The organism is Rhodovarius crocodyli, from assembly GCF_004005855.1.
In the GTDB taxonomy this organism is placed as follows: domain Bacteria; phylum Pseudomonadota; class Alphaproteobacteria; order Acetobacterales; family Acetobacteraceae; genus Rhodovarius; species Rhodovarius crocodyli.
This window is the reverse complement of record NZ_SACL01000009.1, coordinates 55829-76199: the sequence shown is the minus strand read 5'-3', so window position 1 is coordinate 76199 and position 20371 is coordinate 55829. Positions and strand designations below refer to the sequence as shown.

At 70.2% G+C, this 20371-nt stretch carries 18 protein-coding genes; 9 read left to right on the top strand and 9 right to left on the bottom strand.

What is annotated here, in order from left to right; genetic code table 11:
* The first annotated feature begins 2 nt into the window (after nucleotides 1–2).
* Nucleotides 3–437 (top strand): DUF6691 family protein, encoded by a 435-nt coding sequence (locus EOD42_RS20730; protein ID WP_127789494.1) that lies wholly within the window; start codon nucleotides 3–5, stop codon nucleotides 435–437.
* On the opposite strand, the gene EOD42_RS20725 is transcribed toward EOD42_RS20730, so the two are convergent.
* Together EOD42_RS20725 and EOD42_RS20720 are read right to left on the bottom strand one after the other, a co-directional pair.
* Entirely contained in the window at nucleotides 403–1740 is a 1338-nt protein-coding gene (locus EOD42_RS20725) for an aspartate aminotransferase family protein (RefSeq protein WP_408902175.1), read from the bottom strand. The two genes, EOD42_RS20730 and EOD42_RS20725, sit on opposite strands and share 35 nt — an antisense overlap.
* A gap of 5 nt (nucleotides 1741–1745) precedes the next feature.
* A complete protein-coding gene (locus EOD42_RS20720) occupies nucleotides 1746–2777 on the bottom strand; it encodes a phosphotransferase (RefSeq protein WP_164868047.1) in 1032 nt (343 codons plus the stop codon).
* 73 nt (nucleotides 2778–2850) lie between these two features.
* On the opposite strand from EOD42_RS20720, the gene EOD42_RS20715 reads away from it, so the two are divergent.
* The 4 genes from EOD42_RS20715 (at nucleotide 2851) to EOD42_RS20700 (ending at nucleotide 7834) form a co-directional block, all read left to right on the top strand.
* Entirely contained in the window at nucleotides 2851–3591 is a 741-nt protein-coding gene (locus EOD42_RS20715) for a GntR family transcriptional regulator (protein ID WP_164868046.1), read from the top strand.
* 82 nt (nucleotides 3592–3673) lie between these two features.
* A complete protein-coding gene (locus EOD42_RS20710) occupies nucleotides 3674–5260 on the top strand; it encodes an ABC transporter substrate-binding protein (protein ID WP_127789491.1) in 1587 nt (528 codons plus the stop codon).
* Between the two features lie 7 nt (nucleotides 5261–5267).
* Nucleotides 5268–6542, top strand: a complete 1275-nt coding sequence (locus EOD42_RS20705; protein ID WP_127789490.1) for an NAD(P)/FAD-dependent oxidoreductase — start codon at nucleotides 5268–5270, stop codon at nucleotides 6540–6542.
* Nucleotides 6542–7834 (top strand): NtaA/DmoA family FMN-dependent monooxygenase, encoded by a 1293-nt coding sequence (locus EOD42_RS20700; RefSeq protein ID WP_127789489.1) that lies wholly within the window; start codon nucleotides 6542–6544, stop codon nucleotides 7832–7834. Before EOD42_RS20705 ends, EOD42_RS20700 begins: the two co-directional genes overlap by 1 nt.
* Here EOD42_RS20700 and EOD42_RS20695 read toward each other — a convergent pair.
* The 5 genes from EOD42_RS20695 to EOD42_RS20675 are packed head-to-tail and all read right to left on the bottom strand — an operon-like array spanning nucleotide 7831 to nucleotide 13696.
* Complete coding sequence (locus EOD42_RS20695; RefSeq protein ID WP_164868045.1) at nucleotides 7831–8406, bottom strand: TetR/AcrR family transcriptional regulator; 576 nt, start codon at nucleotides 8404–8406, stop codon at nucleotides 7831–7833. The two genes, EOD42_RS20700 and EOD42_RS20695, sit on opposite strands and share 4 nt — an antisense overlap.
* A gap of 56 nt (nucleotides 8407–8462) precedes the next feature.
* Nucleotides 8463–9575: an ABC transporter permease gene (locus EOD42_RS20690; RefSeq protein WP_127789487.1), complete on the bottom strand. Its 1113-nt coding sequence runs from the start codon at nucleotides 9573–9575 to the stop codon at nucleotides 8463–8465.
* Nucleotides 9576–9577: 2 nt separating this feature from the next.
* On the bottom strand, nucleotides 9578–12337 hold the full coding sequence (rbbA, locus tag EOD42_RS20685) for a ribosome-associated ATPase/putative transporter RbbA (protein WP_127789486.1): 2760 nt from the start codon (nucleotides 12335–12337) through the stop codon (nucleotides 9578–9580).
* Nucleotides 12301–13371 carry an HlyD family secretion protein gene (locus tag EOD42_RS20680; protein WP_127789485.1) on the bottom strand — a complete coding sequence of 357 codons (1071 nt, stop codon included), beginning with the start codon at nucleotides 13369–13371 and terminating at the stop codon, nucleotides 12301–12303. The genes rbbA and EOD42_RS20680 overlap by 37 nt, the downstream gene beginning before the upstream one ends.
* Before the next feature lie 13 nt (nucleotides 13372–13384).
* On the bottom strand, nucleotides 13385–13696 hold the full coding sequence (locus EOD42_RS20675; RefSeq protein ID WP_127789484.1) for a hypothetical protein: 312 nt from the start codon (nucleotides 13694–13696) through the stop codon (nucleotides 13385–13387).
* A 238-nt stretch (nucleotides 13697–13934) separates the two neighbouring features.
* Between EOD42_RS20675 and fabI the strand changes: the two genes are divergently transcribed.
* The 4 genes from fabI (at nucleotide 13935) to EOD42_RS20655 (ending at nucleotide 19132) form a co-directional block, all read left to right on the top strand.
* Complete coding sequence (gene fabI / locus EOD42_RS20670) at nucleotides 13935–14714, top strand: enoyl-ACP reductase FabI (protein WP_456308116.1); 780 nt, start codon at nucleotides 13935–13937, stop codon at nucleotides 14712–14714.
* 83 nt (nucleotides 14715–14797) lie between these two features.
* Entirely contained in the window at nucleotides 14798–16573 is a 1776-nt protein-coding gene (locus EOD42_RS20665; protein WP_240655237.1) for a PHA/PHB synthase family protein, read from the top strand.
* Nucleotides 16557–17960, top strand: a complete 1404-nt coding sequence (locus tag EOD42_RS20660; RefSeq protein ID WP_206020419.1) for a bifunctional enoyl-CoA hydratase/phosphate acetyltransferase — start codon at nucleotides 16557–16559, stop codon at nucleotides 17958–17960. Before EOD42_RS20665 ends, EOD42_RS20660 begins: the two co-directional genes overlap by 17 nt.
* On the top strand, nucleotides 17957–19132 hold the full coding sequence (locus tag EOD42_RS20655) for an acetate/propionate family kinase (RefSeq protein WP_127789483.1): 1176 nt from the start codon (nucleotides 17957–17959) through the stop codon (nucleotides 19130–19132). Before EOD42_RS20660 ends, EOD42_RS20655 begins: the two co-directional genes overlap by 4 nt.
* Here the strand turns inward: EOD42_RS20655 and EOD42_RS20650 are convergent.
* Nucleotides 19115–19723 carry a TetR/AcrR family transcriptional regulator gene (locus EOD42_RS20650; RefSeq protein ID WP_127789482.1) on the bottom strand — a complete coding sequence of 203 codons (609 nt, stop codon included), beginning with the start codon at nucleotides 19721–19723 and terminating at the stop codon, nucleotides 19115–19117. The genes EOD42_RS20655 and EOD42_RS20650 overlap by 18 nt on opposite strands.
* On the bottom strand, nucleotides 19720–20340 hold the full coding sequence (locus EOD42_RS20645; protein WP_164868044.1) for a TetR/AcrR family transcriptional regulator: 621 nt from the start codon (nucleotides 20338–20340) through the stop codon (nucleotides 19720–19722). Before EOD42_RS20645 ends, EOD42_RS20650 begins: the two co-directional genes overlap by 4 nt.
* Nucleotides 20341–20371 lie beyond the last annotated feature (31 nt).

Below are 20371 nucleotides of genomic sequence, written 5' to 3'. Positions count from 1 at the left end.
GCATGCCCACCATCCTGCCGGCACTGGCGGCCGGCGCCCTGTTCGGGCTCGGGCTCATCGTCTCCGGCATGGCCAATCCGGCGAAGGTCCTGGCCTTCCTCGATATCGCGGGCGAGTGGGACCCGAGCCTCGCCTTCGTCATGGGGGGGGCCATCCCGGTGGCGGCGCTGGGCTTCGCCCTGGCAAAACGCCGCGCGGCACCGCTCTGTGCCCCGGCCTTTTCGCCGCCCACGAAGCAGGGGCTGGATGCGCGGCTGCTGGGCGGCGCGGCGCTGTTCGGCATCGGCTGGGGGCTGGCCGGCTTCTGTCCCGGCCCTGCCCTCGCCTCCTTCGCCTTCGCGGGCTGGAAGGCGCTGCTGTTCGTCGCGGCCATGCTGCTGGGCATGGCCGCCTTCGGCCGGCTCAGCCGGCCAGCACCTGGTCCAGCGCCTCGATGAACATGTCCGCCTGCTCCGCGGAAAGGCACAGCGGCGGGCGGATCTTCAGGATGTTGGCGGCGGGGCCCGAGGCGCTGATCAGCACGCGCTTCTCGCGCAGCGCATTCACCACCCGCCCGGTCAGGGCCGTGGCGGGCTCCTTCGTCGCGCGGTCCGTGACCAGTTCCAGCCCGACCGACAGGCCCGCGCCGCGCACGTCGCCGATCGCCTCATGCCGCGCGGCCAGCGTGTTCAGCCCGGCCCGCAGATGCGCGCCGACCTTGGCCGCGTTCTCGGCCAGCCCTTCCTCGGCCAGCACCTGCAGCACCGCGAGGCCCGCCGCCGCCGAGACGGGGTTGCCGCCGAAGGTGTTGAAGTAGCGCGCCTGGCCGCCGAAGCGTTCCAGCAGTTCCGGCTTGATCACCAGCCCCGCCACCGGGTGGCCGTTGCCCATGGGCTTGCCCATCGTCACCATGTCGGGCTCGACGCCATGGCGCTGGAAGCCCCACATTGCGCCGGTGCGGCCGAAGCCCGGCTGCACCTCATCGGCGATGAACAGGGCGCCGGCCGCGCGCGCCGCCTCGGCCGCCTGGGCCAGGAAGCCCGGCGGGTCCGCGAAGACGCCGTCCGAGGTGAACATGGTATCGACCAGCAGCGCGCAGGGGCGGATGCCGTGGCGGCGCAGCCGGGCGAAGGCCGCCGTGATGTCGGCCGCGAAGCGCGCGGGCATGTCCGCCCCGCCGCGATAGGCATCGGGCGGCGCCACCGTCTCGACATGGCGGCCGAGCGGCACGCCCTCACCCAGAGAGGGCGAGAGCTCCGCCAGCGCCGAGGTCACGCCGTGATAGGACAGCGAGGTGACGACGATGCCCTCGCCGCCCGTATGCGCGCGGGCGATGCGCAGGGCCAGGTCATTCGCCTCGGACCCGGTGCAGGTGAACATGGCGTGGCCGAGCGAGGCCGGGAAGGTCGCGAGCAGCGCCTCGGCATAGTCCAGCACCGTGTCGTGCAGGTAGCGGGTGTGGGTGTTGATCCGGGCGGACTGCTTCGCGATCGCCTCCACCACGCGCGGGTGCGCATGGCCCATCGAGGCCACGTTGTTGTAGCAGTCCAGGAAGCGGTTGCCCTCGGCATCGAACAGCCAGGCGCCCTCGCCGCGCACCAGATGCACCGGGTGCTCGTAGAACAGCCGGTAGGCGGGGCCGAGCAGGCGGCGGCGGCGCGCCACCATCTCGCGCTCACGCTCATTCAGCCCTGATACGGCGTTGGGGTCGAAGGCATTGATCATGGCCATGCCCTTCGGCGGGGCGGCGGTGTCGGACATGGTGTTCATCCCAGTTCAGCGAGGGTCTGCAGCCCGGCGCGGGCACCGGGCATGTTGCGCAGGATATAGGTCGCGTTCTCGGGCTGCATGCCCGCGCGCCAATGGGTGATCAGCACGGTCAGCGCCATGCGGGTCGCCATCATGACCGGCAGCAGCGCGACATGCGCGGCCGGAAGGGAATGCACGGAGGCATAGCCCGCCACGAACTCCTCGACCGCCTTCATCGGCTGCGGCCCGGGCATGACGAGGTAGGAACAGGCGGTCGCGACCTCCTGCAGGATGGGCGCGCGCACGGCGTCGCCGAAGTCGATGATGCCGGCGAAACGCCCCTGCTCATCGGCCAGCACATTATGCGGGTTCAGGTCATTATGGATCACCTGGCCCGGGAGCGCGGCCAGCAGCGGCGCGGCCTTGTCCTGGAAGGCATCGAGGGCCGCGGCGGCGAGCGCGCGCAGCGCGGGGTCCGCCACCTTGTCCAGCAGGTGGCGCAGTTCCGGTGCCTCCCGGATATCCCACAACAGGCGGCGCCCGTCGGCGGGGTGGGCGAAGCCGGCCAGCGCCGCGTTGAGCTTCGCCGCGCGCATGCCGAAGCCGAAGGCATCGGCGGTGCGGTCCTCACGCGGGCCGCCGGGCACGAAGGTCAGCACGCGCAGCAGGCTGTCGCGCCCGTCATCCAGCCGGTGCCGGCATTCGGTCCCGCCCGCCAGACTGCGCACCACGCGCGGCAGCGGCAGGTCGGTCGCGGCCTCCAGATGCAGCAGCAGCCGGGTCTGGAAATCGGTGACGGCCGCTTCCTCATCGGGGTGGGAGACCTTGACCAGCAGGGCCTCGCCCTGGTCGGGCGTCAGGCGGAAATTGCGGTCGCGCTCCCCGCCCAGCGGCGTCAGGCTGCCGCGCAGCCCCCAACCGGCCAGCAGCGCCTCAGCCAGCGCATCAGGCCGGACGAGAGGTGGCGGGGCGAAAATCAGCGGGTCATTGAGCGGGCTGCCGGGGAGCGGGCTATCGGGGAGGGGACTGTCGGAGGCGGCGCGAAGCATGCCTGCATTTTGGCATGACAAATTCCAAATGTCACACGTGACATGCCAAAATTCCGAGGCTAGGCTTTCCGTCATGAAGCGCGTGCCCGCCTCCGCCGCCGACCTTCCCGCCATGCCGGTTCTGGACCGCATGACGCTGGACCGTCAGGCCTATCGCGTGGTGCGTGAGGCACTGATGAGCGGACGCCTGCGCCCCGGCCAGGCCATCACCCTGCGCGGCCTGGCGGAGGCGCTGGGCGTCAGCCGACAGCCCGTGGGCGCGGCCCTGACCCGGCTGGAGACGGAAGGCGCGCTGCTGGCCTCCCCCGTCTCGGGCCGGCTGTATGTGCCGTCCCTGACGCCGGCCGAGCTTCAGGAACTGCTCGAGATCCGCGTGCACCTTGAGGGCCTCGCCGCCCGCAAGGCCGCACGCCTGATCACGCCAGAGGAGCTGGAGGACGTGCGCGCCCGCTGCCGCGTGCTGGAGGCCGAGGCCGATGCGGCCGACTGCCGGGGCTATGCCATGGCGAACTGGGCCTTCCACGCGGCGGTCTACCGCTCAAGCCACTCGCCCATGCTGTGCTCGGCCATCGAGCCCTTCTGGCTGCGCATCGGCCCCTATGTGGAGCTGATGATGCCGGACCGGGCCTCGCTCATGGCCTCCATCCCCACCCATTGGCAGGTGGTGGACGCACTGGCCCGGCGCGACGAGGCCGAGGCAGAGGCCGCGATCGCGCGCGACCTCAGTGAATCCGCCCATGCCCTGATGGCGCTGCTGCGAGCAGCACCCCCCGCCCCTTCCCGGCCGCGCGCCCTGCCCGGCCTGCTCGACTGACTGATTTACCGACTGACTGACTGAACCAAGAAAGGCGCAGAAGCGCCGGCACACGGCTCACCTCTTGCTCGGAGTTTCCCCGATGCATAGACGCGCGTTGTTGCAGACCTCCGCCGCGGCCGCGATGGCCGCCCCTGCCGCCGTGCGCGCGCAAGGGCAATCCACGCTGCGCTTCATTCCCGCCAGCGACCTGACCACGCTGGACCCGCATCTGGTCGCCGCCTGGGCGCCGCGCAACCACGCGCAGATGGTCTATGATTCGCTCTACGGCACCGGTTCGGACTTCAAGCCCGTGCCGCAGATGGCCGCCGGCCACAGCATCGAGCAGGACGGCAGGCTGTGGAAGATCACCCTGCGCGAGGGCCTGCGCTGGCATGACGGGCAGCCGGTGCTGGCGCGGGACTGCGTCGCCAGCCTGCGCCGCTGGGGCACGCGCCACGCCTTCGGCGCCATGCTGATGCGCGCCACGGCGGAGCTCAGCGCGCCCGACGACAAGACCATCCAGTTCCGCCTGCACGCGCCCTTCCCGCATCTGCTGGAGGCGATCTCTCCCATCACCGGCCCGATGTGCGCGATGATGCCCGAGCGCCTGGCCCAGACCGACGCCTATCGCGCCATCACCGAGATCATCGGCAGCGGCCCGTTCCGCTATGTCGCGAATGAGCGCGTGGCGGGTGCCCGCAACGTGTACCAGAAGTTCGAGGGCTATGTGCCCCGCCCGACCAGCGAGGGCACGGGTTGGACCGCCGACCCCAAGGTCGTGCATTTCGAGCGCGTGGTCTGGACCACCATCCCCGACCCCGCCACCGCCGCATCGGCCATGATCAGCGGCGAGCAGGATTGGTGGGAGACGCTGAACCCCGACCTGGCGCCCCTGATCGGCCGCAGCCGCCACCTGCGCACCGAGATCACGGACAAGACCGGCATCCTGCTGTTCATCCGGCCGAACCACCTGCAGCCCCCCTTCAACAACCCCGCCATCCGCCGCGCGGTGCTGGGCGCGATCGACCAGCCCTATTTCATGCAGGCGCTCAGCTCAGATCCTTCGATGTACAAGACGCCCTACGGCTTCTTCTGCCCGGACACGCCGATGGCCAGCGACGCCGGCATGCAGGCCCTGACCGGCCCGCGCGACATCGAGGCCGCGAAGCGCGCGATCCGCGAGGCGGGCTATAACGGGGAGAAGGTGACCTTCCTCGTCGGCTCCAACGTCTATTACGTGAAGAGCATGTGCGACGTGGCGGCGGACCTGTTCACGCGCCTGGGGCTCAACGTGGATTACGTCTCGACCGAATGGGGCACCATCATGGCCCGGCGCGAGAAGCAGGAGCCGGTGGACCAGGGCGGCTGGAGCTGCTTCGTCAGCGCGCAGTCGGGTGCGGACCATCTGGGCCCGGTCAGCAACAACCAGCTGCAGGCGAACGGCACCGCCCCCGGCTCCCAGGCGGGCTGGCCCACCAGCCCCCGGCTGGAGGAGCTGCGCACCGCATGGCTCGGCGCGCCCGACACCGCCAGCCAGCGCGCGATCTGCGAGGATGTGCAGCGCCAGGCGATGCAGGATGTGCCCTACATCCCGCTCGGCCAGTTCTTCCAGCCCTCGGTGATCCGCAACGACATCACGGGGGTGAATACGGGCTTCCCGACCTTCTGGAACGTGCGGCGGCGCTGAGGCGGTCATGAAGTTCGTCTCCTACTGGCACGACACGGCACCCGCCTTCGCGGGTGCATCGGTCGCGCCGCCGGAGGGCCGCGTGGATGTGGCCGTCATCGGCGGCGGCTTCTGCGGTCTGTCGGCCGCGCTGGCCTTGGCGAAACGCGGCGCGCGTGTGGCCGTCATCGAGGCCGGGCAGGTGATCAATGCCGGCTCCGGCCGCAATGGCGGGCATTGCAACAACGGCTTCTCGCCGTCCTTTTCCGTGGTGGTGGAACGCTACGGGCTGCAGCGCGCGACGGCGCTGTACCGCGCCTTCGACGCGGCGGTGGACGGGGTGGAACGGCTGGTGGCGGAGGAAGGCATCGCCTGCCACTTCCGCCGCAGCGGCAAGCTGAAGCTGGCGGTGAAGCCCAGCCATTACGAGGCGATGCAGCAGAGCTTCGAGCAACTGCATCGCCACGCGGACCCGGAGGCGGTGATGATCCCGCCCGCGGAACTCGGCGCCGAGGTGCATTCCGGCAGCTTCCATGGCGGCATGGTGATGCCGAAATCCGCCCAGATGCACATGGGCGAGTTCGGCCTGGGCCTGGCCGAGGCCGCCGCCCGGCGCGGCGTGCGCGTCTTCGAGAACACGCGCATGACGAAGCTGCGGCGCCTGGGCGGCACGCGCTATCGCGTCGAGACCGACAAGGGCGTGCTGGAGGCAGGCCAGGTGCTGCTGGCCTCCGGCGCCAGCATGCAGTCGCCGCTGTTCTTCCGCCGCCGCATCATCCCGATCGGCACCTTCATCGTGGCGACCGAGCCCCTTTCGGACGAACAGGTCGCGGGCTTCCTGCCGGGCCGGCGCAATGTCGTGACCACGGCCAATGTCGGCAACTACTTCCGCATCACGCCCGACAACCGGCTGCTGTTCGGCGGCCGCACCCGCTTCGCCCTGCCGGGCGAAGGTTCGGACGCGAAAAGCGGCCGCATGCTGGAAGCGCGCCTGCGCGAGTTCTTCCCCCAGTTGAAGGACATCCGCATCGACTATTGCTGGGGCGGCATCGTGGACGTGAACCGCGACCGCTTGCCCCGCGCGGGCGAGCGCGACGGGCTGTTCTACGCCCTCGGCTACAGCGGGCACGGTGTGCAGATGTCGGTCGAGATGGGCGGCCGCATGGCCGCGATCATGAGCGGCGAGACGGTCGCCAACCCCTTCGAGGACCTGCCCTGGCCCCCGGTGCCCGGCCATTTCGGCCCGCCCTGGTTCCTGCCGCTGGTCGGCCTCTATTACCGCTTCAAGGACGGCATGAAATAATGACCAAGATGCTGCATTTCGCCTGGTTCGGCGGCCCGAGCGCCGAGGTGTGGGACACCGATAGCGCCGAGCTGTACGACTGGCGCCGGGGCGAGCTCTACATGGACATCGCCCGGATGTGCGAGCGCGCCTGCATGGACATGGTGCTGATGGCCGATATCGCGGGCATCCCCACCACCTATGGCGGCAGCGCCGACCACTACGTGAAGTACGGCCAGCAATGCTACATGGACCCCGCGCCGATCCTGGCCATGATGGGGGGCGCCACGCGCCACATCGGCCTCGGCGCCACGCTGTCCACCAGCTTCTACCCGCCCTTCCTGCTGGCGCGGATGATGGGCACGCTGGACCACATCACGGGCGGCCGCGCGGCGTGGAATGTCGTCACCTCCTTCAGCAAGACGGCCGCGCAGAATTTCGGCATGGACGCGCTGCCCGAGCATGACGAGCGCTACAACATCGCCGACGAATACCTGGAGCTGACCCGGCGGCTGTGGGACAGCTGGGCGCCGGATGCCGTGATCCAGGACCGGAAAAGCGGCGTCTATGCCGACCCCGCGAAGGTGAAGACGCTGAACTTCGAGGGGAAGTATTTCCGCTCACGCGGGCCCATGACCTTTCCGGCGACGCCCCAGGGCCATCCGGTCATCGTCATGGCCGGCACCTCCGGCCGCGGCCAGGCCTTCGCGGTGAACAACGCGGACATGGTGATCGCGCACAAGAACAGCATCGCGGACATGCGCACCTACAGCACCCAGCTGCGCGAACAGCTGGCCGCCGCCGGGCGCGACCCTGCCAGCTGCAAGATATTCTTTTCGATCAAGCCCGTGATCGGCGACACGCCTTCCCAGGCCGAGGCGAAATGGGCGCAGCACTATGAGGATTCCAACCCGGAATTCGGCCTCAGCTACGTCTCGGCCATGCTGGACCTGGATCTCGCGGATTTCGACCTCGACAAGCCGCTGCCGCCCGACCTGAAGGTGCAGGGCATCCAGGGCAAGCTGCTGAAATACACCCAGTCCAAGAAGGACATGACCCTGCGCGAGATCGCCAAGCATGAGGGCATGCGCGAGACCTATCCGATCTGGGGCACGCCCGAGCAGGTGGCGGATGCCATCGAGCAGGCGGCGGTGGAGGGTGGTGCTGACGGCTTCCACTTCCGCGGCCATGTCGGCGACTACGGCTACCTGACCGAGATCACGACCAAGCTGATGCCCATCCTGCAGAAGCGCGGCCTGGCCCGCACCAGCTATGCCGGGCAGACGCTGCGGGAGAACCTGCTGGCCTTCTAGGCCGGCCCGTTGAGGATGCCCTCGATCAGGCCCCGCAGCAGGGGCCTGATCGCATCGTCATGTTCCTCCTGCAGCGGCTCCGCGCGGACGACGTGGCGCAGGATGCCGATGCCGGCAAGGCAGGCCGCGAGCAGCGCGGCACGCTGCGCGGAGGGGGCGGCGAGCTTCGCGTCGAGGGGGTCGACCACGTCCCTGAACAGGGCATTCCGCAGGATCGGGATCGCCTCCCGGCTCAACAGGTTGCGCACGATGATGTCCAGCGGGTCCACCACGCGCAGCGCGCGGTCCAGGCTGGGTTCCAGCAGCCGCTCGGTCAGGCGCTCGGGCAGATCGGCCACCTCGCCCGACAGCACCTGGCGGGCCTGGAAGGCGACGGAGACCACTTCCTCGAACAGGCGTTCCTTGGAGCCGAAGCTGCGATGGACCAGGGCCACGTCGATGCCCACATCGGCCGCGATGTCGCGCAGCCGCGTCTCCTCATAGGAATACTGCGCGAAGCGCAGCATCGCGGCCTCTAGGATCCGGCTCTTGGTTGTCCGCCTGGCGATCGGTTCTTCCAGCTGGGGAGACATGCCACCTTCCTCCATGACAGGAAAATGGCGGAATTCACGCGCGGCGCAATGCCGCCTCACTTCAGGAAGCGACGGAACCGCCCCAGGGAGAACAGGAAAAGTGCCGCGCCGATGCCCAGCAGGGCCAGGAACTGCGGCCAGACCACATCCAGCCCCGCGCCACGGAACAGGATGGCCTGGGCCAGGATGACGAAATGCGTGTTGGGCGCCAGCAGCATGATGGCCTGGATCGCCTCGGGCATGCTCTCACGCGGGGTCATGCCGCCCGACAGCACCTGCAGCGGCAGCAGCACCAGGATCATCAGCAGGCCGAATTGCGGCATGGAGCCCGCGGCGGTGGCCAGGAAGATGCCGATGCAAGTGGTGGCGAACAGCTGCAGCGCCGTGCCCGCCAGGAACAGCGGCACCGAGCCCTCGATGGGCACCGCCAGCAGCCCGCGCACCACCAGATAGATCGACACCGCCGAGGCCAGCAGCACCACGAGCCCCATGGACCAGATCTTGCTCAGCATGATCTCGACCGGGGAGACCGGCATGACCAGCAGATGGTCGATGGTGCCGTGCTCGCGCTCGCGGATCAAGGCCGCCCCGGTCAGCACGATGGACAGCATCGTGATCGAGGAGATCACGTTGTGGATGGAGCCGAACCACGCCTTGTCCAGCTGCGGGTTGAAGCGGGCGCGCAGCACCAGATCCACCGGGGTGGCGGTGGCGGCGCCGCTGCGGCGCAGGAACTCCGTGATCTCGGCCGAGACGATGGACTGGATGTGCCCCGCCCCCGAGAAGGCCTGGGTCATGCGGGTGGCATCGACGTTCAGCTGGATGGAGGGCGCGCGCCCGGCCAGCAGGTCGCGCTGGAAGTTGGGCGGGATGTCGAGCGCGAAGGTGTCGAGCCCCGCATCCATCCGGCTGTCCATCTCGGCCATGGTGATCAACCGGGGCACCACGAAATAGGGTGGGTAGAAGGCCAGCGCGATGCGGCCGGATACCGGGGAGCGGTCCTCGTCCACGATCGCGATGGCGGCCCGGCTCAATGTCTCGGGCATCGCGCGCGATGCGGTGTAGACCGACAGCGTGAAGGCATAGACGATCAGCAGCAGCAGCATCGGGTCGCGCAGCAGGCCGCGCAGTTCCTTGATGCCCAGTTGCAGGACATTGGCGATGCGCATGCTCAGGGCGCCTGCTTGCGCAGCAGCACGACCGCCAGGCCGAGCAGCACGGGGATGGCGAGTGCGAGCGCCAGGAAGGCGTCACCCAGCTCCGCGAAGCCCAGCGCCTTGGAGAAGGTGCCGCGCGCGATGGTGATGAAATGCGTCGTCGGATAGACGCTGCCGATGACCGCCCCCGCCCCTTCCAGCGAGGAAACGGGATCGGTCATGCCCGAATACTGCACGGCGGGGATAAGGGTGATGAGGGCCGTGCCGAAGATGGCCGCGATCTGGCTGCGCATGAAGCTCGAGATCAGCAGCCCCATCGCGGTGGAGCAGACGACATAGAGCAGCGCCGCCGCACTCAGCGCCCAGAAGCTGCCGGACATGGGCACGCGGAAGACGAACAGCGCGAAGCCCGTCAGCATCAGGAAGTTCAGCAGCGCCAGCAGGATATAGGGCGCCTGCTTGCCCAGCAGGAACTCAAGCCGCGTCACGGGGGTGGTGTAGAAATTGATGATGGAGCCCAGCTCCTTCTCCCGCACCACGCTCAGCACGGCCAGCATGGCCGGGATCATCATCAGCAGCAGCGGCATCACGGCGGGCACCATGGCCACGAGGCTCTGGATATCGGGGTTGTAGCGATAGCGCGTCTCGATCTGGAAGGAGGCGGCGGCGGTGCCCAGCACCTCCCGCGCCTTCTGGGTCAGCCAGGCGGCGTGCATCCCCTGCACATAGCCGCGCACGGTCTCGGCGCGGGAGGGCATGGCGCCGTCGATCCAGGCGCCGATCTGCACCTGGCGCCCGCGCGCCACGTCGCGCCCGAAGCCGGGTGGTATCTCGACCACCAGGCTGAGTTCCCCGTTGCGCATCCGCCGGTCCAGATCGGCATAGTCGGTCACGGGCGGGCGTTCGGAGAAATAGCGCGAGCCCGAGATCTGCAGCGCATAGTCGCGGCTGACCGTGGTGTCGTCCCGGTCCAGCACCGCGTAGGTCAGGTTCTCGACATCGAGGTTGATGCCGTAGCCGATGACCAGCATCAGCAGCACGCTGCCCAGCATGGCCAGCGCCGCGCGGATGGGGTCGCGCCGCAGCTCCAGCGCCTCACGCCGGGCATAGGCCATCATGCGCTGCGGGCTGAAGGCGCGTTGGGCGGGCGGGGCCGCCGGCTGCGCCGCGGCCGCGGGTTCGGGCGGCGCCTCCTGGCCCGAGGCTTCCTCCAGATAGCCGATGAAGGCTTCCTCCAGGCTCGCGGCCCCGCGCCGCTGCCTGATCCCGGCCGGGGTGTCGCTGACCAGCACGCGGCCCGCATGCATCAGCGAGATGCGGTCGCACAGCTCGGCCTCGTTCATGAAATGGGTCGAGACGAAGATGGTCACCCCATCCTGGCGCGACAGCTCCCCCAGGATGCGCCAGAAGGCATCGCGCGCCAGCGGATCCACGCCCGAGGTGGGTTCGTCCAGGATCAGCAGCTCCGGCGCATGGATCATCGCGACCGCCAGCGACAGGCGCTGCCGCAGCCCCAGCGGCAGGGCATCGGGCAGGCTGTCCAGATCCTCGGTCAGGTCGAAGCGGCGGGCCATTTCCGCGATGCGGGCGGGAATGCGGGCGGCCTCCATGCGGAACAGCCGCGCATGCAGGTCCAGGTTCTGGCGGACCGTGAGCTCGGAATAGAGCGAGAAGGCCTGCGACATGTAGCCGACGCGCCGGCGCACCTCCATGTCGTTCGGGTCCACCTCCTGGCCGAACAGGCGCGCCCTGCCCTCGCTGGGCGCGAGCAGGCCGGTCAGCATCTTCATGGTCGTGGTCTTGCCGCAGCCGTTGGAGCCGAGGAAGCCGAATATCTCCCCGCGCGCGATGCGGAAGCTGACGTCGTCGACCGCGGTGAAGCCGCCGAAGCGCATCGACAGGCCCTCGGCCTCGATGGCCACCGCCTCCTCGGCCCCGGCCGGGCGCGGCGGAATCACGAGGGCGCTGTGCCCCTGCCGCCGCTGCTCGGGCAGCAGGGCGATAAAGGCGGCATCCAGCGTGGGCGCGCCGGTGCGCGCCAGCAGCTCGGCGGGGGTGCCGGTCGCGAGCACCCGGCCGGAATCCATGGCGACCAGCCAGTCGAAGCCCGCCGCCTCCTCCATGTAGGCGGTGGCGACGATCACGCTCATGCCCGGGCGGCTCTGGCGGATGCGGTCGATCAACTGCCAGAACTGCCGGCGCGAGAGCGGGTCCACCCCGGTCGTCGGCTCGTCCAGGATCAGCAGGTCCGGGTCATGGATCAGCGCGCAGCACAGGCCGAGCTTCTGCTTCATGCCGCCCGAGAGCTTGCCCGCCGGCCGGTCCGCGAAAGCCGAGAGGCCGGTGCCGCGCAACAGATCCGCGATGCGGCGCCCGCGTTCCTCCTGCCCCTGCCCGAACAGGCGGCCGAAGAAGTCCACATTCTCGAACACCGACAGGGTGGGATACAGGTTCTTGCCCAGCCCCTGCGGCATATAGGCGATGCGCGGGCAGCTCAGCCGGCGATGCGCCGCATCGGCCATGTCCCCGCCCAGCACCTCGACGCGCCCGCCCCTGATGGCCTGGGCGCCGGAGACCAGCGCGAGCAGGCTGGACTTGCCCACCCCGTCGGGCCCGATCAGCCCCACCATCCGGCCCGCGGGGATGTCCAGCGTCACGCCGTCCAGCGCCCTGGTCGCGCCATAGCTGAGCGCGACACCCGACAGGCGCGCAACGGGCCCGGCATCGGGTGCGGTGGTCACCGCACCAGCGTTCCGGTCATGGTCGCGGGCCATTCCGCATCGGGGGCCAGCCGCACATAGGCGACACCCGGCACGCCTGCCTTCACCTGGGTGATGTAGCGGCGCAGCAGCTCGGGCGCGATGCGCGCCTTGATGCGGAACATCAGCTTCTGGCGTTCCTGCGCCGTCTCCACGCTGCGGGGCGTGAACTGCGCCACATCCGCCACGAAGGAGACGGTGGCCGGGATGATGAATTGCGGCGCGGCATCCAGCACCAGGCGCACCTCCGCGCCATAGGCTAGCCGCCCGGCCTGCTCGGCGGGCAGGAAGAAGTTCATGGTGACATCGGCCAGGTCCACCATGTTCAGCACCCGGCCGCCGGCGGCCAGCACCTCACCGGGCTGGGCCACGCGGTACTGCACGCGCCCGTCGCGCGGGGCCTTCAGGTCGCTGTCCGCGATGTCGACATCGATGCGCTCGATGGTGGCGCGCGCGGCCTCGACCGCCGATTGCGCGTCGACCACCTGGGAGCGCGCCGTGCCGATCGCGGCATCGGAGGCCGCGAGATTGGCGCGAGCGGCACCCAGCGCGGCATCGGAGCCGAGGGAGCGGGCGCGGTCGTCGTCCAGCAGCTGCAACGGGGCGTTGCTGGTGCGCGCCAGCTGCTCCGTGCGCGCCAGCCGCGCATGGGCGGCCGTGCGTTCGGCCTCGCGCTGCTCCACCACGGCGGCGGCGGCCGTGCGCTCGGCCTGGCGCTGCGTCACCAGGCTCTCGGCCGTGCCGATCGCGATCTGGGCGCGGCGCATCTGGGCCTCGGCCTCACGCCGCTGCGCGGCGAGCGGCCCCGTGTCCATGCGCGCCAGCAGCTGGCCCGCCTGCACGAACTCGCCCTCATTCACCAGTATCTCGCGGATGCGGCCCGCGATCTTGGTGGAGATGTCGATCTCCACCGCCTCGATCCGGCCATTGCCGCTGGCGATGCCCGGCGGCAGGCCCGGCGGAGACAGCCACCGCCACCCGGCATAGCCGCCGCCCGCAGCGATGCCCACGGCCGCCAGCATGGCGCCGCGCCTGCGCAGTGATGTCACCCTGGAAGTCCCTTCAGCGCGCGGCGCCGGTATCGGGCGAGACCGCCGACTGGAAGGTGCGGAAGGCGCGCCCCGCTTCCTCGGTGCAGGCGCTGGAGGCGCTGCGCAGGTAGTCGAACTGGCAGCACAGCACCTCGGCCGGGCCGGAGCACGCGGCGAGCTTCGCCGCGAAATCGGCCTGGCTCTGCAGCGCGCGCGCCCAGGTGCCCAGGCTCTGCTGGTAGAACTGCGTGTAGAGGGCGGCGGGCGCCTCGGACATCGACTTCAGCATATCGGTCGCGACGCCGACGCCCGGCGGTGCGGCCACGGTCTTCTTCTCCGTCATCGCAGGCTCCTGTGGGAACGGGTTGTGGTTGGCGTGTCGTTACTCCGTCGATTCAATGACGATTGCATTGACATGAGTCAACAGACGTTGACCATTCCGCTATCGAACTACTAGATTCGGCATATGATCAGCGGGGCACCCCGCCCCCATCCCCAGCGAACCGCATCCCCGCCCGGGGAAGACGTCACGTTTGGGCCAGCCCCCATTGCCCTGGGGCCGCCCGCAGCGGAGATCCCGAATGAGCATGTCCCCGATCGTCGACCTGGCCGGCAAGCGCGGCCTGGTGGTCGGCATCGCCAATGACGCCAGCATCGCCGCCGGCTGCGCCGCCGCCTTCCGCCGGGCGGGCGCGGAGCTGGCGCTGACCTATCTGAACGAGAAGGCGAAGCCCTTCGTCCAGCCGGTGGCTGACACACTGGGCGCGGCCCATCTGCTGCCCTGCGACGTGCGCATCCCGGGCCAGCTTGAGGCCGTGTTCGACACGCTGGCGCAGGACTGGGGCCGGCTCGACTTCCTGCTGCATTCCATCGCCTTCGCCCCGCGTGAGGACCTGCACGCCAGCCTGCTCGACTGCTCCGCCGAGGGCTTCGCGCTGGCCATGGACGTGTCCTGCCACTCCTTCATCCGCATGGCGCGGCTGGCGGCGCCGCTGATGACGCAGGGCGGCTCGCTGATGACGGTCAGCTTCTACGGCGCGGACCGCGTGGTGGAGAACTACAACCTGATGGGCCCGGTGAAGGCGGCGCTGGAGGCCAGCGTGCGCACCATCGCGGCCGACGGCGCGGCACGCGGCCTGCGCGCCTATGCGATCTCGGCCGGCCCCATCAGGACGCGTGCCGCCTCCGGCATCGACCGCTTCGACGCGCTGCTGGACAAGGTGCGCGAGCGCACGCCGGCCGGCCGCCTGGTCGGCATCGAGGATGTCGGCGGCATCGCCGCCTTCCTGGCGAGCCCGGCCGCCGCACCGCTCTCGGGCTCCGTCGTCTTCGCGGACAACGGCTTCCACACCGTCGCCTGAACGTGAGCGCCGCATCTTGATGCAGCTCAACAACGGTTGACATGCCCTGCCCCTAAAAGGGCACGGCTATCGAGGACGATGCATTGACGAACGACGCAGCGTGGGGCGGCCCTGACCCGCTCCGGGAAGGCTATGACAGCGAGGCCTTCCACGCCATCGACCGCATGCGCGAGGCCTTGACCGCGCGCCTCACGGGCGGGCTGTCGCCGGCCTCACTGGCGCTGTCGATGATGGACTGGAGCATCCATCTCGCCTCCGCCCCCGGCAAGCGGATGGAGCTGGCGGACAAGGGCATGCGGAAATGGGGGCGGCTGCTCGCCTGGCTCGCTTCCTCCGCCATGTCGCCCGAGGCGCCGCCCTGCATCGAGCCCCTGCCCGGCGACAACCGCTTCCGCGACGAGGCCTGGCGCCGCCAGCCCTTCGCCTTCCTGACCCAGGCCTTCCTGCTGAACCAGCAATGGTGGCACAACGCGACCCATGACGTGCCGGGCATGACCCCGCACCACCAGGATGTCGTGGCCTTCGCGGCGCGCCAGTGGCTGGACATCTTCTCGCCCTCCAACATCCCCTTCGCCAACCCGCAAATCCTGGAGCGCACCTTCCATTCGGGCGGCGCCAACCTGCTGCAGGGCGCGCGCAACTGGATGGAGGATGTCTCGCGCCAGGCGCACAACCAGCCGCCCGTGGGGGTGGAGGATTTCACCCCCGGCCGGCAGGTGGCCGTCACACCCGGCAAGGTCGTGTTCCGCAACCACCTGATCGAGCTGCTGCAATACGCCCCGGCGACCGGGCAGGTGCTGGCGGAACCGGTGCTGATCGTGCCCGCCTGGATCATGAAGTACTACATCCTGGACCTGTCGCCCGGTAACTCGCTGGTGCGCTACCTCGTCTCTCGCGGGCACACGGTCTTCTGCATCTCCTGGCGCAATCCCTCGGCCGCGGACCGCGAGCTGACGATGGACGACTACCGGGAGATGGGGGTGATGGCCGCGCTGGAGGCCATCGGCGCTATCATGCCGGGGCGCAAGGTGCATGGCACCGGCTATTGCCTGGGCGGCACGCTGCTCTCGATCGCGGCCGCGGCCATGGCGCAGGCCGATGACGACCGGCTGGCCTCGCTGACCCTGTTCGCCGCGCAGACGGATTTCTCGGAGCCCGGCGAGCTCGCGCTGTTCATCGACCACAGCCAGCTGCACTTCCTGGACAGCATGATGTGGAACCGGGGCTATCTCTCCTCCGGGCAGATGGCCGGCGCCTTCCAGCTGCTGCGCTCCAACGACCTGGTCTGGTCGCGGCTGGTGCATGACTATCTGATGGGCGAGCGCACGCCCATGATCGACCTGATGGCCTGGAACGCGGATTCCACGCGCATGCCCTATCGGATGCATGCCGAGTATCTGCAGCGCCTGTACCTGGACAATGAGCTGGCGGCCGGGCGCTTCCTGGTGAACGGCCGGCCCGCCGCGCTGCAGAACATCCGCCTGCCGCTGTTCGCGGTGGGCACGGAGCGCGACCACGTCGCGCCCTGGCGCTCGGTCTACAAGCTGCACTTCCTGACCGACACGGACGTGACCTTCGTGCTGACCAGCGGCGGCCATAACGCGGGCATCGTCAGCGAGCCCGGCCGCGCCGGACGGCGTTTCCGCGTGGCCACCAAGCCCCAGCACGGCAAATGCCTGGACGCCGACGCCTGGAGCCAGGCCGCCATCCCGAAGCAGGGCTCCTGGTGGGAGGAATGGGCCGGATGGCTCGCCGCCCGCTCCTCGCCGGAGCTTGTGGCGCCGCCGCCCATGGGCGTGCCCGGCACCATCCACGCCCCGGCCGAGGACGCGCCGGGCACCTATGTCTTTCAGCGCTGAGGCCATGATGCACGACCAGTTCCTGCGCAACCGCCCCTTCGACGACCTGCAGCCGGGGGACGCCGCCTCGCTCGTGCGCAGCGTGGGCCGCGACGATATCGAGCTGTTCGCCGCCGTCTCCGGCGACGTGAACCCGGCCCATGTCGATGCGGGGTTCGCCGCCGCGAGCCGCTTCGGCCATGTGGTGGCGCATGGCATGTGGACCGGCGCGCTGATCTCGGCGGTGCTGGGTACGGCCATGCCCGGCCCGGGCACCATCTATCTGGGGCAGGAGCTGAAGTTCCTGAAGCCCGTGGCCCCCGGCGACACCGTGACAGCCACCGTGACCGTGCGCGAGAAGCGGCCCGAGAAGAAGATCGTGCTGCTGGACACCACCTGCACCAACCAGCGCGGCGAGACGGTGCTGTCCGGTGTCGCCACCGTGATCGCCCCCGACCGGCCGATGGAATGGCCGCGTGCCCCCCTGCCCGACGTGCTGCTGCGCCGCCACGGCCATTACGACGCGCTGCTGAAGCAGGCGGCCGCCCTGCCCCCGGCGCCGGCGGCCATCGTGCATCCATGCTCCGCCGCCGCCATCCTGGGCGCGGTGGAGGTACGCGAGGCAGGGCTGCTGGAGCCCGTGCTGGTGGGGCCCGTGGCCCGCATCCGCGCGGCCGCCGAGGAAGCCCGGGTCTCGCTGGAGGGCATCCGCATCGAGGACGTGCCCCACAGCCATGCCGCCGCCGAGCGCGCCGTGGCGCTGGCCGCCGCCGGAGAGGTGGCGACGCTGGTGAAGGGCAGCCTGCATACCGATGAGCTGCTGGAGGCCGTGCTGGCCAAGGACGGCGGGCTGCGCACCGCGCGCCGGCTCAGCCATGCCTATGTGATGGATGTGCCGACCTATCCGAAGCCGCTGGTCGTTACGGACGCCGCCGTGAACATCCAGCCGAACCTGGAGCAGAAGCGCGACATCTGCCAGAACGCGATCGACCTGCTGTGCCGGCTCGGCCGGCCGGAGCCGCTGGTGGCGGTGCTGGCGGCGGTGGAGACCGTGAGTTCCAAGATGCAGGCGACGCTGGATGCCGCGGCCCTTTCGACCATGGCGCAGCGCGGGCAGATCACGGGTGCCAAGGTCGACGGGCCGCTCGCCTTCGACAACGCGATCAGCCTGGAAGCCGCGCGCACCAAGGGCATCGCCTCACCCGTCGCGGGCCAGGCCGACATCCTGCTGGTGCCCGATCTGGAGGCCGGGAACATGCTGGCCAAGCAGCTGATCTATCTGGGCGGGGCGACGGCGGCGGGCATCGTGCTGGGCGCGCGCATCCCCATCGTGCTGACCAGCCGCGCGGACCCGCTGACGGCGCGCATCGCCTCCGCGGCGCTGGCCCGGCTGGTGGCCGCACCATGAGCGAGGAGCTGCTCGTCACCTTCAACGCCGGCTCATCCACCGTGAAGATCGGCCTGTTCGAGATGACGCCGGGCGGGCCGCGCCGCGTCGCGCGCGGCGTGATCGACCAGCGCAGCCACCCGCCCCGGCTGACGATGCAGGAAGGGCCGGGCAGCATCGACATCGAGCTGGCGCCCGAGGCCGCGGCCGACATGCAGGCGGCGCTGGCCGAGACCTTCGCCCATCTCAGCGGCCATTTCGACCCCGAGAGCGTGGTGGCCATCGGCCACCGGGTGGTGCATGGCGGCGATGTCTTCGCGGGCCCCGCCCGCATCGACGACGCGGTGCTGGAGGCGATAGATAAACTGACCGCCCTGGCGCCGCTGCACCAGCCCAAGGCGCTGAGCCTGATCCGCGCGCTGCACGCGCTGCGGCCCGGCATGCCGCAATTCGCGTCCTTCGACACCGCCTTCCATCGCGGCAATGCGGAGGTCGTGCGCCGCTTCGCCATTCCGCGCGCGCTGCATGAGCAGGGCGTGAAGCGCTACGGCTTCCATGGCCTGTCCTACAAATACGTGGCCGCCGAGCTGGCACGGCGCGCGCCGGGGCTGGCCGCCGGGCGGGTCGTGATCGCGCATCTGGGCAGCGGCGCCAGCCTGTGCGCGCTGGCCGGCGGCGTCAGCCGGGACAGCAGCATGGGTTTCTCCACGCTGGACGGCATCCCGATGGCCACGCGCTGCGGCGCGCTGGACCCTGGCGTGCTGCTGCACCTGCTGGCCGCCGGCATGAGCGTGAAGGAGCTGGAGCGCACCCTGTACAACCGCAGCGGGCTTCTCGGTGTCTCGGGCATCAGCGCGGACAGCCGCGTCCTGCTGGAAAGCGACCGGCCCGAGGCGCGCGAGGCCATCGAGCTGTTCACCTTCCGCACCGCCGGAGAGGTGGCGCGGCTGGCGGCCACGCTGGGCGGGCTCGACGCCATCGTCTTCACCGCCGGCATCGGGGAGCATCAGCCCGTGGTGCGCGCGGGCATCTGCGAGCGGCTGGCCTGGCTCGGCCTCAGGATCGACGCCGAGGCCAATGCGCGCAACGCGCCCTCCTTCGCCGCGCCCGGCAGCACGGTGGGCGCGCTGGTCATCCCGACCGATGAGGAGGAGGTGATCGCCTCGGAGGCCTTCTCACTCGCGCGGGGCTGAGGCGGCGCCCCGCAACCAATGCCCGATATGCTCGCGGATCCCGGAGCCCGTCGGGCAGGCGCGGTCCAGCCCATACAGGTGCCGCGCGATGGAGCCGAAGCAGAGTTCGCCATGCAGCGACCAGGCGAGCTCGTCGCTCCAGCCCGGTGGCGCCGCGCGCCCGCGTTCCCGGTCGAGCGCGGCCGCGATCGGTGCCACGATCCGCTGCCTGACAGAGGCCATGTAGCGGCGGCTGGCTTCCTCGCCCCGCAGCCCCGCGAAAGCGAAGATGCGCAGCCAGGGCCCGTCATCCAGCGCGACCAGATAATCGTCGTAGAAGCGCGCCAGGCGCTCGGCCAGGGGCAGGCTTTCGTCGCGCAGCACCGCGTCCCAGCTGCCGCGCCAGCGCGTGGCGTAGAACTCCTCGTAGACGCGCTCGATCAGCGCCTCCTTGGTCGGGAAATAGCGGTAGAGCAGCGGGTGGGAGATGCCGAGATGCGCCGCCAGCTCGCGCATCTGCGCGTCCATGCCGTGGCGCGAGAAATAGGCGATGGCGCCTTCCACGATATGCGCCTCGCGCTCGGCGGGCGGCAGGCGCCTCGGCGCGCTCATGCGGGCAACGCGGCCAGCGCGCCGGCGACATGGCCACGGATCGCGGCCTCGACTGCCTGGGCCGGGTCACGCGGCGCCCCGCCGCGCCAGACGGCCATGCGCATGCCGGCGTAGAACACGCGCCCATGCAGGTTCCAGGCGGCTTCCTCGGCGGCCGGGCCCGTGCCGAGCGCCGCCGCCAGCGGGGCCACCACATGCTGCCGCATCAGCGCCCGCAGAACCGCGCCCGACGGGTGGTCCGCCAGACCCACGAACAGCGCCAGCCGCAGGAATTCCGGCGCGAGGATCACCTGCCCCGCCTGGCGATAGAACCGCAGCAGCCGCTCCTCCAGCGACACACCGGGCGCGCGCGGCAACGCTTCCCATTCCGGCTGCCAGCGGCGGCGGAACATCTCCTCGCACACCGCGGCGAAGAGGTCCTCCTTGCTGGGGAAGTGCCGGTACAGCACCGAATGGGGAATGCCGATGGCGCGCGCCAGCAGGCGCGTCTGGCCCTCGGGGCCCTGCTCGGCGAAGAAGGTGACGGCAGCGTCCAGGATCATCCGCTCGCGCTCGGCCGCCGGCACGCGCGGGCGGCGCGGGGCGATCTCGGCGGTCAGGTCGGCAGTCCCGGGCATGCGGCCCTTATTGCCATGCGAATCATGACTG